We start from the raw sequence: 13,601 nt of genomic DNA on the forward strand, positions 1-13,601 counted from the left end.
ATATTTTGTCGGTGGAGGTGCGCGCATGGCGCATCTGCATCCAATCGGAAGGATGGCATGGACATTAGATTTTGCTAATCCTGGTCCGTGCAAGTCGATCAGCTCAATATCCGTCATCTTGCCGCGATGGCCGCCGCGGTGCGTCTGGGCAGCGTCAGCCGCGCGGCGGAGGCGGTGCACCTCACCCAGCCCGCCGCGACGCAGGGCATCGCCAAGCTGGAAGCGCTGCTCGGCCTTGCGCTGTTCGAGCGCCGGGCGACCGGCATGGAACCCACCGAGGCGGCGCGGCGGCTGGTGCCGCGCGTCGAGGCGGCGCTGCGGCTGATCGGCAGCAATCGGGTGACCGCGGCGCAGCTCCGCGCCTTTGTCGCGCTGGCGCAGCAGGGAAGCTATCCGGCGGCGGCACGGGCGGCGGGGGTGACCGTCTCCTCGTTGCACCGCGCGGTAGGCGACCTGGCGCTGGCGCTGGGGCAAAGGCTGGTCGATCGACGCGGGCGCGGGCTGGTGCTGACCCATCACGGCGCGCAGGTGGCGCGTCGGCTGCGGCTGGCGCTGGCGGAATTGCGCGCCGGAGTGGAGGATCTGGGCGAGCTGCTCGGCCGCAGCGCGGGGCGCATCTCGGTGGGCGCGATGCCGCTGTGCCGGGCGCGGCTATTGCCCCATACGATCAATGCCTTCCGCCGCGCGCATCCGGGCATCGACATTCTGGTTCATGAAGGCGCGCATGGCGAGCTGGTCGGCCCCTTGCGCGACGGCGAGATCGACCTGATGATCGGCGCACTACGCGATCCCGAGACGCTGGGGCCGGATCTGGTGCAGGCCCGGCTGTTCGACGATCGGCCGACGATCATCGGCCGCGCCGGGCATCCGTTGGCAGCGGAAGCGGACCGGCTGGCGGCGCTGCATCGCTATGGCTGGATCGTCCCGCCCGAGGGAACGCCGCTGCGCACGCTGTGGCGCAACCTGTTCGATGCGATCGGCGACACGCTGCCGCCCGTGCCGATCGAATGCGGATCGGTGATGACGATCCGCGAACTGCTCCAGGCGGGGGACGAACTGACGCTGCTGTCGGTGGACCAGCTTTCGGTCGAGCTGGCGAGCGGGATGCTGGTCGATCTCGGCCCGGCGCCCGGCAGCGTCACCCGCACGATCGGGGTGACGCACCGCAACGACTGGCGGCCCACCCGCGCGCAAGCGGGGTTCCTGGCGCTGCTTCAGGCCTCGGCAGCGCAGCTCTATACGTAAAAACTTATAGCGGCCGGGCGGATTCGATTGGCCGCGCCCGCCGGCCTCGGCCATGCCGCCCCCATGCAAGACACGATCGCCCTGATCGGCTTTGGAGAGGCTGGTTCCACCTTCGCCCGTGCCGGCGGATGGGACGCGGCGTGCGTGTTCGATCGCAAGACCGGGACCCCCGAGGCCAAGGCGATGCAGGCGCGCTATGACGAGGCGGGCGTGACCGGCGCCGCGACGCTGGCCGAGGCGCTGGCCAGGCGCCCGCTGGTCCTGTCGCTCGTCACGGCCGACCAGGCGCTCGCTGCCGCCGAAGCCGCCGCCCCGCACCTGGCAGCCGGTGCGCTCTATTGCGACGGCAACAGCGTCGCACCGCAGACCAAGCAGGCCGCCGCGCGTGCGGTGGAGGCGGCGGGGGCGCATTATGTCGACCTTGCCATCCTCGCGCCCGTCGATCCCGCCCGGCTCGCCGTGCCGCTGCTGCTGAGCGGCGGACGGGCATCGACGGCGGCGGAAGCGCTGGCCGCGCTCGGCTTCCAGAACCTCCGCATCGCCGGCGACGCGGTCGGCCGCGCCTCGTCGATCAAGATGATCCGATCGGTGATGGTGAAGGGCATCGAGGCGCTGACCGCCGAATGCGTGCTCGCCGCCGAAGCGGCAGGCGTACGCGACGAGGTGCTGGCCTCGCTCGACGCCAGCGAGCGCCCCCGCCCCTGGGAGGCGCGCGCCGACTATAATCTCGACCGCATGATGATCCACGGGCTGCGCCGCGCCGCCGAGATGGAGGAAGTGGTCAAGACGCTGGAGGCGCTGGGCACCGGCGCCGAGATGACCCGCGGCACCGTGCGCCGCCAGCGCGCGATCGGCGCGCTCGGGCTCGGCACACCACCCGAGGGGCTGGCCCCCAAGCTCGCCGCGATCGAGGAGAGGACGAAACCCGCATGACGATGATCATCGACTGTCACGGCCACTATACCGTGCTCCCCAAGGGGCATGATGCGTGGCGCGAGGCGCAGAAGGCCGCCTTCAAGGCCGGCGAGACGCCGCCGCCTTACCCGCACATCAGCGACGACGAGATCCGCGAGACGATCGAGGCCAACCAGCTGCGCCTGATCAAGGAGCGCGGTGCAGACCTGACGATCTTCTCGCCCCGCGCCTCGGCGATGGCGCCGCATGTCGGCGACGAGACCGTCGCGAAGGAATGGGCGCGCCGCTGCAACGACCTGATCGCCCGCGTCGTCGGCCTCTATCCCGAAACCTTTGTCGGCGTGTGCATGCTGCCGCAAAGCCCCAAGGCCGATATGCAGGGTTCGGTCGAGGAGCTGGAACGCTGCGTCACCGAGCTGGGCTTTATCGGCTGCAACCTCAATCCCGATCCGGGGGGCGGCCATTTCACCCATCCGCCGCTCACCGACCGCTACTGGTACCCCTTCTACGAGAAGATGGTCGAGCTGGACGTGCCGGCGATGATTCACGTCTCGGGCAGCTGCAACCCGGCGATGCACGCGACCGGCGGCTATTACATCGCCGCCGACACGGTGGCGTTCATGCAGTTGCTCGAAGGCGATCTGTTCAAGGATTTCCCGACGCTGCGCTTCATCATCCCGCATGGCGGCGGCGCGGTGCCCTATCATTGGGGGCGCTATCGCGGGCTGGCGGACATGCTGAAAAAACCGTCGCTCGACACGCATCTGATGCACAACATCTTCTTCGATACCTGCGTCTATCACCAGCCGGGCATCGATCTGCTGGCCGATGTGATCGACAACAAGAACATCCTGTTCGGCTCCGAAATGGTCGGCGCGGTGCGCGGCATCGATCCCACCACCGGGCATTATTTCGACGATACCAAGCGCTATGTCGACGCGCTGGATATCAGCGATGCCGAACGCCACGCGATCTTCGAGGGCAATGCCCGCCGCGTCTTCCCGCGGCTCGACGCCAAGCTGAAAGCGAGGGGGCTATGACCACCGACATCCACGCCTATCTGGCCGATCTGGAGGATATCCCGGGCACCCGCGTCTACACCGCGGCGCGGGCGCGGCAGGGCTATTGGATGAACCAGTTCGCGATGAGCCTGATGCAGGCCGAGAACCGCGAACGCTTCAAGGCCGACGAGCGCGCCTATCTCGACGCCTGGCCGCTGAGCGAGGACCAGAAGCAGGCGCTGCTGGACCGCGACTATAATCGCTGCCTCGATCTGGGCGGCAACATCTATTTCCTCGCCAAGCTCTTCTCCACCGACGGGCTCAGCTTCCTGCAGGCGGTGGGCACGATGACGGGCATGCGCCCGGAGGAATATCAGGCGATGATGGTCGCCGGCGGCCGTAGCCCGCAGGGCGTCCGCTCGATCCGGGAGAAGCGTTGATGGCACGGATTACCGCGGGCGTCGCGACCAGCCACGTCCCCGCCGTGGGCGCGGCGATCGATCTCGGCAAGACCGCCGAGCCCTATTGGCAGCCGGTGTTCGCCGGCTATGACTGGTCCAAGCAGTGGATCGGGCAAGAGAAGCCCGATGTCGTGATCCTGGTCTACAACGACCACGCCTCTGCGTTCGACATGCGGATCATCCCTACCTTCGCGATCGGCTGTGCCGAGCGCTACGGCATTTGCGATGAGGGCTGGGGGCCGCGTCCGGTACCGGAGGTGATCGGCCATCCCGATCTCGCCTGGCATATCGCGCAGAGCTGTATCCTCGACGAGTTCGACCTGACGATCGTCAACGAGATGCAGGTCGATCACGGCCTTACCGTGCCGCTGAGCCTGCTGTTCGGCCAGCCCGAGGCCTGGCCGGTCAAGGTGGTGCCGCTGGCGGTGAACGTCGTCACCTATCCGCCGCCTTCGGGCAATCGCTGCTGGCTGCTCGGCGAGGCGATCGCGCGGGCGGTGGAAAGCTATCCCGAAGACCTCAACGTGCAGGTCTGGGGCACCGGGGGCATGAGCCACCAGCTCCAGGGGCCGCGCGCCGGGCTGATCAACGCCGAATGGGACAATCGCTTCCTCGATCTGATGAGCGGCCCGTATGGCGACGAACTGCGCGCGATCCCGCATATCGAATATCTGCGTGAGACGGGGTCCGAGGGCATCGAGATGGTGATGTGGCTGATCATGCGCGGCGCGCTGGGGCGCGATGTACGGGCGCTGCACCGCCATTATCACGTACCCGCTTCCAACACCGCGGTCGGGCATCTCGTGCTCGAACCCGTCCGCTGATCCAGACCTTACAGGAGAAACCCATGCGTATTGCCCTGGCCGGCGCCGGCGCGTTCGGCGAAAAGCATCTCGACGGCCTCAAGCTGATCGACGGGGTGGAGATCACCTCGATCATCAGCCGCACTGCCGAGCAGGCCGCCGCCGTCGCCGAGAAATATGGCGCCAGGCATCACTCCACCGAGCTGGCCGATGCGCTGGCCCGCGACGACGTCGACGCAGTGATCCTCTGCACCCCCACCCAGATGCACGCCGAACAGGCGATCGCCTGCATGAACGCGGGCAAGCACGTCCAGGTCGAGATCCCGCTCGCCGACAGCTGGGCGGATTCGCAGGCGGTGCTGGCCAAGCAGCAGGAAACCGGGCTGGTCTGCATGGTCGGCCATACCCGCCGCTTCAATCCCAGCCATCAATGGGTCCACAACCGCATCACCGCAGGCGAGCTGGCGGTCCAGCAGATGGACGTGCAGACCTATTTCTTCCGCCGCAAGAACATCAACGCCAAGGGCCAGCCGCGCAGCTGGACCGACCATCTGCTGTGGCACCACGCGGCGCACACGGTGGACCTGTTCACCTATCAGGCCGGCAAGATCGTCCAGGCGCATGCGGTGCAGGGGCCGATCCATCCCGAGCTGGGCATCGCGATGGACATGTCGATCCAGCTGAAGAGCGAAAGCGGGGCGATCTGCACCCTGTCGCTCAGCTTCAACAATGACGGGCCGCTCGGCACCTTCTTCCGCTATATCTGCGACAACGGCACCTATATCGCCCGCTACGACGATCTGGTGGACGGCAAGGAAGCGCCGATCGACGTCAGCAAGGTCGATGTGTCGATGAACGGCATCGAACTGCAGGACCGCGAATTCGTCGCGGCGATCCGCGAGGGGCGCGAGCCCAACAGCTCGGTGGGCAAGGTGTTCGATTGCTACCGCGTGCTCGGCGAGCTGGAGACGCAGCTGGCGGGGTGAGGGCGTGCTATCCTCCCCCGCCAGGGGGAGGTGGCCCGCGTCAGCAGGTCGGAGGGGGAGGACGTACGCCGGCCATGGTTCAGGCATCCGCCCCCTCCGTCGCCTTCGGCGCCACCTCCCCCTGGCGGGGGAGGATACAGGGAAGCACTATCCCGCCCGGAACCCGCGTGGCGACATCCCGACATGCCGCGCGAAGAAGCGCGAGAAATAGGCCGGGTCCTCGAAGCCGACCGCGTCGGCGATCTCGCTCACCGAGAGCTGCGAATAGAGCAGCAGCCGCCGCGCTTCGAGCAGTGCCCGCGCGTCGAGCATCGCCGCCGGGCTGCTCCCCGCCACGCGCGAACAGGCCAGCCGCAGCGCGGTGACGCTCACCCCCAGCACGCGGGCATGCACCGCCACCGGCTCGCGCAGGCGGAAACGCGCTTCGATGCGCGCCCGCAGACGCGCGACGATCTCCGCCTCCCGCCGGCTGCCCGATCCGGTGCCGCCCGCCGGCCGCGCCTGGCGCAGACTGCGCACCAGGATGGAGAGCAGCGCCGCTTCCACCGCGGCGCGCTGGCCGGGCGCGGACCAGTTGAGTTCCTGCTGCACCTCGCCGAGCGCTGCCGCGACCGCCTCGCCCCCGGCCGTGTCGAGGGCCAGCGCCTGCGGTTCGCGGAACAGCGTCTCGAGCGCATTGTCGCGGGTGGCGAGCTGCGCGAGATACGCGTCGGCGATGGTGCACACCCAGCCGCGCGACTCCGAATGCCAGGTGAAGCCATGGACGATCCCCGCCGGCACCAGTAGCAGCGCGGGCGCATCGAACGCGACCGTCTCCGCCTCCGCGGTCATCGATCCGCCGCCCTCGGCGATGAGGATGACATGGTGGAGGTCGCGATGAAGGTGCGGGCGGATCGTCCATTCGCTGGGCCGCGAACGGTCGTCGAGGCTTTCGACATGCACAAAGCCTTCGGCGACACTGCGCTGGGGCTCGCCATAGAGATAAAAGGCCGGGATCGGGCTACGCTCACGCATTGTCGGACTGTCGCATGGACGGTCGAATCGTCCAAGTAAAAGGTTGACCTCTCCCTCACGGTTCCCGGGCGACCGCGGCACCATCGCGTCCAACGAACAAGGATGGAGAGGCGCATATGCGTACCCAGGTTGCGATCATCGGTGCGGGCCCCGCGGGGCTGCTGCTCGGCCATTTGTTGCGGGCGGAGGGGATCGAGGTCGTCGTGGTCGAGCGCGCCACCCCCGACTATATTCTCGGCCGCATTCGCGCCGGCGTGCTGGAGCGCACCGCCACCACGCTCATGGAGCGGATCGGCATCGCCGAGCGGATGCGCCGCGAGGGCCTGCCGCATGACGGCTTCGCGCTGGCGGACGGCGACCGGCTGATCCGCATCCCGGTGACCGAGCTCACCGGCCATCATGTGCTGGTCTATGGCCAGACCGAGCTGACCCGCGACCTGATGGACACCGCCCCCGAACGCGGCCTGCAGGTGATCTACGAGGCGGCCGATGTCGCGCTGCACGATGTCGAGGGCGACGCGCCGTATGTCACCTACACCAAGGACGGCCTGGCGGAACGGATCGACGCCGCCTTTATCTGCGGGTGCGACGGGTTTCACGGCCCCTCGCGCAAGGCGATCCCGGCCAGCGTCGGCACGGCGTTCGAGAAAGTCTATCCGTTCGGCTGGCTCGGCATTCTCGCCGATGTGCCACCGTGCGACCATGAGCTGATCTACGCCAATCACGACCGCGGCTTCGCGCTCGCCTCGATGCGCTCGGCGACGCGTAGCCGCTACTATATCCAGGTGTCGCTCGACGAGAAGCTGGAGGACTGGCCCGACGATCGGCTGTGGGACGAACTGGCGGTGCGGCTGGGGCCGGAGGCGGCGGCGAACCTCACCCGCGGGCCGGCGCTGGAAAAGTCGATCGCGCCGCTGCGCTCGTTCGTGTTCGAGCCGATGCGCCATGGCCGGTTGCTGCTCGCCGGCGACAGCGCGCATATCGTGCCGCCCACCGGCGCCAAGGGGCTCAATCTCGCCGCGTCGGACGTGCACTATCTGTCCGAAGCGCTGGTCCGCCACTTCAAGGCGGGCGATCAGGACGCGATCGGCGGATATTCGCAAAAGGCGCTCGCCCGGGTCTGGAAATCGGAGCGCTTCTCGTGGCAACTGACCAAGCTGATGCATCGTTTCCCGGATAACGATGCGTTCGATCGCCGGATGCAGCTGGCCGACCTGGACTATATCGCCACGTCGCGCGCGGCCCAGACGACGATCGCCGAAAACTATGTAGGATTGCCGCTCTGACCATGCCGACGCTACCCACCCGCACCATCGGCCCCTTCACCGTCTCGGCGATCGGGCTCGGTTGCATGAACCTCAGCCACGCCTATCTGCCGCGCCCCGATGCGGCCGAGGCGGAGCGGCTGCTGCTGCATGCGCTGGATGCGGGGATCACGTTCCTGGATACCGCCGCGCTCTACGGCTTCGGCGCGAACGAGGAACTGCTGGGGCGCAGCGTGATGCACCGGCGCGACGCGTTCGTGCTGGCCAGCAAATGCGTGCTCGGCGAAATCGATGGCAAGCGCGGGCTGGACGGCTCACCGGCCGCGATCACGCGGGTGCTGGAGGATTCGCTCCGCCGGCTACGCACCGATCATATCGATCTCTATTACATGCACCGGCTAGACCCGAACGTGCCGATCGAGGAGTCGGTCGGCGCGCTGGCGCGCGCGGTGGAGGCGGGCAAGATCCGCGCGATCGGCCTGTCCGAAATGTCGGCGGCGACGCTGCGACGGGCGCACGCCGTGCATCCGATCGCGGCGATGCAGACCGAATATTCGCCCTGGACGCGCAACCCCGAAATCGCAGTGCTCGATGCCTGTGCAGAGCTGGGGACAGGGTTCGTCGCCTTCTCGCCGGTGGCGCGGGGGCTGCTCGCCGGCGGCGTGGGTGCTGCGGGCGTGCCACAGGGCGATCTTCGCGGCGGCATGCCGCGCTTCCAGGGCGAGAACCTGGCCCGCAACCTCGAGCTGGCGGCGCGCTTCCGGGCGATCGCCGAGGCGGCCGGGTGCACCATGGCCCAGCTGTGCATGGCCTGGGTGCTCTCGCGCCGCGATTTCGTGGTGCCGATCCCGGGGACGACGCGGATCGATCACCTCGACGATCTGCTCGGCACCTTCGCGCACCCGGTTTCCGCGGAGTTGCTGGCGCAGGTCGACGCGCTTTATCCCCCCAACGCGGCCGCTGGGGCACGCTATGCCGCCGACGCGCAGGCGCAGGTCGACACCGAAGTGTGGGACGACGAACCGCTGGCGTCGTAACGGCGCGTTACCCCGCCAGCATCCGAAACGCCTTGCGATTGGCAACGGCGGCACCGGCATGGCCACGCATCAGCCGCTCGGCCTTGTCGGCATCGCCGGAGCGCATGGCGTCGAACACCGCGTGATGCTCGCGGTGCGCGGCCGAGAGGTGGACATATTCGCCTTCCAGATCCTCCCAGTCGAGTGCCAGCGCCGCCGCCGAAGCAAAGGGCAGATGGTTGTTGCGCGCCAGTGCCAGTGCGATGGAAGGGTTGCCGCTGGCCGCGATAAGCAGATCGTGAAACGCGAGGTTGTAGCGATAGAATCCGTCCAGATCGCCATCGACAAGATGTCCCTTGGCGAACAGCGCATCGCCTTCGGCAAGGATGGCGCCGAAGCGCGTCGCCTCGTCGGCGGTCAGGCCGCGCTCGGTGACCCGGCGCGCCGCCAGCCCTTCCAGCACGCCGCGGACTTCGATCGCGCCGGTGATCGCCGCGGCATCGACGGCGCTGGGCGTATAGCCCCGCGCGCCCAGCTTCACCACCAGCCCTTCATGCTCCAGCGCGCGCAACGCGGTGCGCACCGGCATGCGCGATACACCGAGCGCCTCCGCGGTGGGAATCTCGGCAATGCGGTCACCCGGCTGGATCGTCCCGTCGGCGATCATCCGGCGGAGCGCGACCAGCACCTGCTGGCCCGGCTTTGCAGGCTTTTCCATCGTGCCCGCTTAAAGCACCGCCGGGCCCGCGGGCCAAGGGGTCAGGCAGCCGGTTCCACCTCGGGCGCGCGTTCGGCGGCGATGGCGCGATCGATCAACAACCGCGAGCGCACGCCGCCGGCATCGATGTTGAGCTTCATCAGCTTGCGCTCCGGATAGCGCAGCAGATTGGCCTGTTGCCGTTCCAGCATCTCCAGATCCTCGCCGAAGATCGTGCCCTGGCCGGTGCGGATCGTATCGGTCAGCGCGGTATCGGCCACGGCAAAGCGCCGCGCCATGCCCCAGAAATAATGGTGCGAGGTCTCGGTCTCGGGGGTGATGAAGTCGACGACGGTACTCGATGCCTTCCAGCGATCCTCGGCGTGATAGCCGCCCTTTCCCTGCAGCGCGACGCCCACTTCGATCAGCACATGGCTGGGCAAGGTGAAACGACAGATCTGCCAGCGATCGACCGGCTGGTCGTCGGGCAGGCCGGCGCCGCGCAGCGCCATCTTCCAGAAGGGCGGCGCCTCGATTCCGTCCATGAACCGGCGCGTGACGACCTGTTCACCCTCGATCAGCGTTTCGACCGGCGCCTCGTCGATTTCCTTCTGGCCGATGCTGGTGCTGTGGACGTAGGTTTCGTGGGTCAGGTCCATCAGATTGTCGACCATCAGCCGATAGTCGCAGTTGATATGGTAATAGCCGCCGCCATAGGCCCATTCGGGGCTTTCCGCCCATTCGAGATGGTGGAGCTTGCCCGGGTCCGCGGTTTCGAAATCGCCGGGCCACACCCAGATAAAGCCATAGCGCTCGATCACGGCAAAGCGGCGGACGCCGGCGAACTTCTCCACCCGCTGCCCGGGCATCGAGGTCGCGCGGCCGGCACAGCCCATCACCAGCCCATGATAGCCACAGACCAGTTCGCCATCGCGGACGAAGCCGAGCGAGAGCGGCGCGCCGCGATGGGGGCAGAAGTCCTCGAGGGCCGTCACCTGCCCTTCGGCATTGCGAAAGAACACCATGGGCGCGGCGCAGATCGTCCGGCCCAGCGGACGATCGGCAAGCTCGCTGGACGCCGCGGCGACATACCAGGCGTGCAGGGGCCAGGTGGTGGCGGAGCGATCGGGGGACTGCTTCGACGGAATCATCTGCCTCTCCATGGCCTATCGCCGCTTTATTGGATCCAATACAGGCGAGATTGCGATGCTTGTCAAGCAGGTCGGTGGCGCAATCACGCGCCAGCACCCGTACGTTGGGCCTTGTTTTGCCGGGTCTGGAAGCTATTCCGATGCCACCATGCCACGCGATCCATCCCGGCGGGCGCCTGCCCGATCGCGCGCACGGCGCCGCATCCGTCGATCCACGCGAAACCGTCTCTCTGCGGGCCGCGTTGAAGGCGCCCATGCGTAAGGATCAGGACGTGCGGGAAGGCAGGACCCCTCCCCGGCTGGCATTGCCGGATGTGACGTTGTGCGCGGTCACCTCGGCCAATGTGGCGGCAACGATCGCCGCCATGGAGGCGTGCACCGCCAAGATCGATTTCGGTGCCGCGATCCTGCTTACCGACAGCGCAGTGCGCATCGATCACCCGGCGATCGAGGTGCGTTCGATCCCCCGCCTTGTTTCCACCGCCGCCTATTCCACCTTCCTTCTCCGCCATCTGCTGCCGCATATCGCAACCTCCCACTGCCTCGTCGTGCAATGGGACGGCCACGTCCTCGATGCGGCGCGATGGCAAGAAGCGTTCCTCGAATTCGATTATATCGGCGCGCGCTGGCCGCAATTCGGCGATGGCAGCGATGTCGGCAATGGCGGCTTCTCCTTGCGCAGCCGCAGGTTGCTGCAGCTTTGCGCCGCATCCGAATTCGACGGCCATCACCCCGAGGACGTGGCGATCTGCCGCACCAACCGCGCCTGGCTCGAGGCGCAGGGGATTCGCTTCGCCCCCGGGGCGCTGGCTGATGCTTTCTCGACCGAGCGCGCCGGCACGCTCGATCACAGCTTCGGCTATCACGGCGCGTTCAACATGCCGAAGGCACTGGGCGCGCAGCGATTCTGGGACATCTACCGCACGCTCGATGCCCATGGTTCGGTCTGGTACGATTTCTGGCGCATCCTGCTGGGGGTGCTTCCGGGCAGGGGCGGGATTTCCCGCGGCCTGCGGCTGGCCCGGGATCGCATCCGCTCCGCCAGATAGGGCTTTATGCGGCATCGGTGGATGGTGTAGGCGGCTGCGATGGGAATGGTTCTGTGAACAATCCGCTGCCGGGCTTGCCGCTGATCGAATCGCCGCTGTTCGAATCCCTCAAGTCGACGATCGCGACGACTCCCGAAGAAGCGCGTATCGCCACCAGCCTGCATGAACGGGGCTATGCGGTGTTCGACTTTCCCGATGCCGATCTCGATGCCCGTATAGATCGGATCAAGGCCAATCTCGCGCCGCGCTACGGGATCGATTTCGAAAGCCCGGATAGCGACAAGACGTTGGGAGAGCGCCGCATCCAGGATGCCTGGACCTTCGACGACGATGTCCGCGCGATCGCGGGCAACGCCGCCGTTCTGGATCTGCTTGGCCGCCTGTACGGCCGCCGCGCCTTCCCGTTCCAGACGCTGAACTTCCCGGTCGGCACCCAGCAGGAGGCGCATTCGGATTCGGTGCATTTTTCCAGCCTGCCCGAACGCTTCATGTGCGGGGTCTGGCTGGCGATGGAAGATGTGGGGCCGGATGCCGGCCCGCTCTTCTATCTGCCCGGCTCGCACCGATGGCCGATCATGACGAATGCACTGATCGGCCGAAAGGGACATGGCGTGCCGCTGGAATCGGCGCAGCATCCCTATGGCGCCGCCTGGGATGCCTTGCAGCAGGCATATGGCCTCCAGCCGGAGCCGTTTATCGCACGGCGCGGACAGGCGCTGATCTGGTCTGCGAATCTGCTGCATGGCGGAATGCCGCAGACCGATCCGCGCAGGACCCGCTGGTCGCAAGTGACCCATTATTATTTCGACGACTGCATCTACTACACGCCGGCATTTTCCGACGAGCATCTCGGCAAGCTGCAGTTGCGGGAGCCTGTCGCGATCCATGACGGAACGACGCGACCGAACAGCTATCAGGGCGAGCCGCTGCCGAAACCGCAACGCAAGCGGCGCGGGCTCCGGCGGCTCTTTTCCCGCTAGAGAGCGTTTTCACCTTGGGCGAAGACGCTCTACGTTGGTGATTGCCGCATTTTCCGAGCCGTTGACCGTAAACGCTCAACTTGAAAATGCGCCAGGATCGGCCCGGCTGCCACGCTCGGTCGCCCGGCGCTGTCAGGCGTAGCAACCGGTCGGAGCGTCAGCGGACCGACCCCAGGACCGCTCAGAACGGCACGTCGTCGTCCAGATCGTCCGGGAAACCGCCCCCGAAGCCGCCGCTGGCAGCACCGCCGCTGCGCTGGCCGCCACCGTTGAAGGTGTTGCCGCCCCGACCGGCCGGGGCACCGCCGCCGAAGCCGCCGCCACTGCCGCCGCCGCCGAACGATTCGTCCGCGCCCCAATCGTCGCCGCCACCGCTGCTACGGCCGCCGCCCATGCCGCCGCCCTGGCCGCCGCCGGGACCGTCGAGCAGCACCATCTGCGCGTTGAAACCCTGCAGCACGATCTCGGTCGAATAGCGGTCGGCGCCGCTCTGGTCCTGCCACTTGCGGGTCTGAAGCTGGCCTTCGAGATAGACCTTGCTGCCCTTGCGCAGATAGCGTTCGGCGACGTTGGCCAGGCCTTCGGAAAAGATCTTCACCGTGTGCCATTCGGTCTTCTCGCGCTTCTCGCCGCTGTTGCGGTCCTTCCAGCTTTCCGAGGTGGCGATGCGCAGCTCGACCACCTTGCCGCCGTTCTGAAACGCCCGGCTCTCGGGGTCGCGCCCCAGATTGCCGACCAGGATCACCTTGTTGACGCTGCCCGCCATGCTTCAAAAACTCCGATTTCGATGATGCGCCCGCGCGAGGGGACGCTAAAACACGCCTGTATGGCCGAGATCATTAACCTGAACAAAGCGCGAAAAGCGAGAGCCAAAGCGATCGCACGTACGGAAGCCGATGCCAACCGCACACGCCATGGCCGGACCAAGGCGGAGAAAGCGCGCGACGCGGCGGAGGCCGAACGAAAGGCCCGCGCGCTCGACCAGGCGAAACGCGAGCGGCCGGAGGACTAACGCCGC

General features: G+C 67.3%; 15 protein-coding genes. 11 read left to right on the forward strand and 4 right to left on the reverse strand.

Annotated elements, in window-relative coordinates:
* Nucleotides 1-87: 87 nt before the first annotated feature.
* From DD559_RS00860 to DD559_RS00885, 6 genes are all read left to right on the forward strand, one after another.
* Nucleotides 88-1,245, forward strand: a complete 1,158-nt coding sequence (locus DD559_RS00860; protein WP_116467527.1) for a LysR family transcriptional regulator — start codon at nt 88-90, stop codon at nt 1,243-1,245.
* 63 nt (nt 1,246-1,308) lie between these two features.
* Nucleotides 1,309-2,178, forward strand: coding sequence for a DUF1932 domain-containing protein (locus tag DD559_RS00865; RefSeq protein ID WP_116470627.1), 870 nt, complete (start codon nt 1,309-1,311; stop codon nt 2,176-2,178).
* Nucleotides 2,175-3,200, forward strand: coding sequence for an amidohydrolase family protein (locus DD559_RS00870; protein WP_116467528.1), 1,026 nt, complete (start codon nt 2,175-2,177; stop codon nt 3,198-3,200). Before DD559_RS00865 ends, DD559_RS00870 begins: the two co-directional genes overlap by 4 nt.
* Nucleotides 3,197-3,601: a protocatechuate 4,5-dioxygenase subunit alpha gene (ligA, locus tag DD559_RS00875; protein ID WP_116467529.1), complete on the forward strand. Its 405-nt coding sequence runs from the start codon at nt 3,197-3,199 to the stop codon at nt 3,599-3,601. The genes DD559_RS00870 and ligA overlap by 4 nt, the downstream gene beginning before the upstream one ends.
* Nucleotides 3,601-4,446: a class III extradiol dioxygenase subunit beta gene (locus DD559_RS00880; protein WP_116467530.1), complete on the forward strand. Its 846-nt coding sequence runs from the start codon at nt 3,601-3,603 to the stop codon at nt 4,444-4,446. The genes ligA and DD559_RS00880 overlap by 1 nt, the downstream gene beginning before the upstream one ends.
* A gap of 23 nt (nt 4,447-4,469) precedes the next feature.
* Entirely contained in the window at nt 4,470-5,411 is a 942-nt protein-coding gene (locus DD559_RS00885) for a Gfo/Idh/MocA family oxidoreductase (RefSeq protein WP_116467531.1), read from the forward strand.
* 147 nt (nt 5,412-5,558) lie between these two features.
* Here the strand turns inward: DD559_RS00885 and DD559_RS00890 are convergent, their stop codons facing one another.
* Nucleotides 5,559-6,425: a helix-turn-helix domain-containing protein gene (locus tag DD559_RS00890; RefSeq protein ID WP_116467532.1), complete on the reverse strand. Its 867-nt coding sequence runs from the start codon at nt 6,423-6,425 to the stop codon at nt 5,559-5,561.
* A gap of 116 nt (nt 6,426-6,541) precedes the next feature.
* Between DD559_RS00890 and pobA the strand changes: the two genes are divergently transcribed.
* Both pobA and DD559_RS00900 read left to right on the forward strand, forming a co-directional pair.
* A complete protein-coding gene (gene pobA, locus DD559_RS00895) occupies nt 6,542-7,711 on the forward strand; it encodes a 4-hydroxybenzoate 3-monooxygenase (protein WP_116467533.1) in 1,170 nt (389 codons plus the stop codon).
* Nucleotides 7,712-7,713: 2 nt separating this feature from the next.
* Nucleotides 7,714-8,727, forward strand: a complete 1,014-nt coding sequence (locus tag DD559_RS00900) for an aldo/keto reductase (RefSeq protein WP_116467534.1) — start codon at nt 7,714-7,716, stop codon at nt 8,725-8,727.
* A 7-nt stretch (nt 8,728-8,734) separates the two neighbouring features.
* Here the strand turns inward: DD559_RS00900 and DD559_RS00905 are convergent, their stop codons facing one another.
* Nucleotides 8,735-9,424 carry a GntR family transcriptional regulator gene (locus DD559_RS00905; protein ID WP_116467535.1) on the reverse strand — a complete coding sequence of 230 codons (690 nt, stop codon included), beginning with the start codon at nt 9,422-9,424 and terminating at the stop codon, nt 8,735-8,737.
* Nucleotides 9,425-9,465: 41 nt separating this feature from the next.
* Nucleotides 9,466-10,554, reverse strand: a complete 1,089-nt coding sequence (locus tag DD559_RS00910; protein ID WP_116467536.1) for a Rieske 2Fe-2S domain-containing protein — start codon at nt 10,552-10,554, stop codon at nt 9,466-9,468.
* 254 nt (nt 10,555-10,808) lie between these two features.
* Between DD559_RS00910 and DD559_RS00915 the strand changes: the two genes are divergently transcribed.
* Together DD559_RS00915 and DD559_RS00920 are read left to right on the forward strand one after the other, a co-directional pair.
* The gene (locus tag DD559_RS00915; protein ID WP_116470628.1) at nt 10,809-11,603 is read left to right on the forward strand and encodes a DUF5672 family protein; all 795 of its coding nucleotides are present in this window, start codon (nt 10,809-10,811) and stop codon (nt 11,601-11,603) included.
* 53 nt (nt 11,604-11,656) lie between these two features.
* Nucleotides 11,657-12,583 carry a phytanoyl-CoA dioxygenase family protein gene (locus tag DD559_RS00920; protein ID WP_116467537.1) on the forward strand — a complete coding sequence of 309 codons (927 nt, stop codon included), beginning with the start codon at nt 11,657-11,659 and terminating at the stop codon, nt 12,581-12,583.
* A 181-nt stretch (nt 12,584-12,764) separates the two neighbouring features.
* Here DD559_RS00920 and ssb read toward each other — a convergent pair whose 3' ends face one another.
* Entirely contained in the window at nt 12,765-13,349 is a 585-nt protein-coding gene (gene ssb, locus DD559_RS00925) for a single-stranded DNA-binding protein (RefSeq protein ID WP_116467538.1), read from the reverse strand.
* Between the two features lie 60 nt (nt 13,350-13,409).
* On the opposite strand from ssb, the gene DD559_RS00930 reads away from it, so the two are divergent.
* The gene (locus DD559_RS00930) at nt 13,410-13,595 is read left to right on the forward strand and encodes a DUF4169 family protein (RefSeq protein ID WP_116467539.1); all 186 of its coding nucleotides are present in this window, start codon (nt 13,410-13,412) and stop codon (nt 13,593-13,595) included.
* Nucleotides 13,596-13,601: the final 6 nt, after the last annotated feature.

Source organism: Sphingomonas pokkalii (assembly GCF_003096275.1).
Lineage (GTDB): Bacteria > Pseudomonadota > Alphaproteobacteria > Sphingomonadales > Sphingomonadaceae > Sphingomonas > Sphingomonas pokkalii.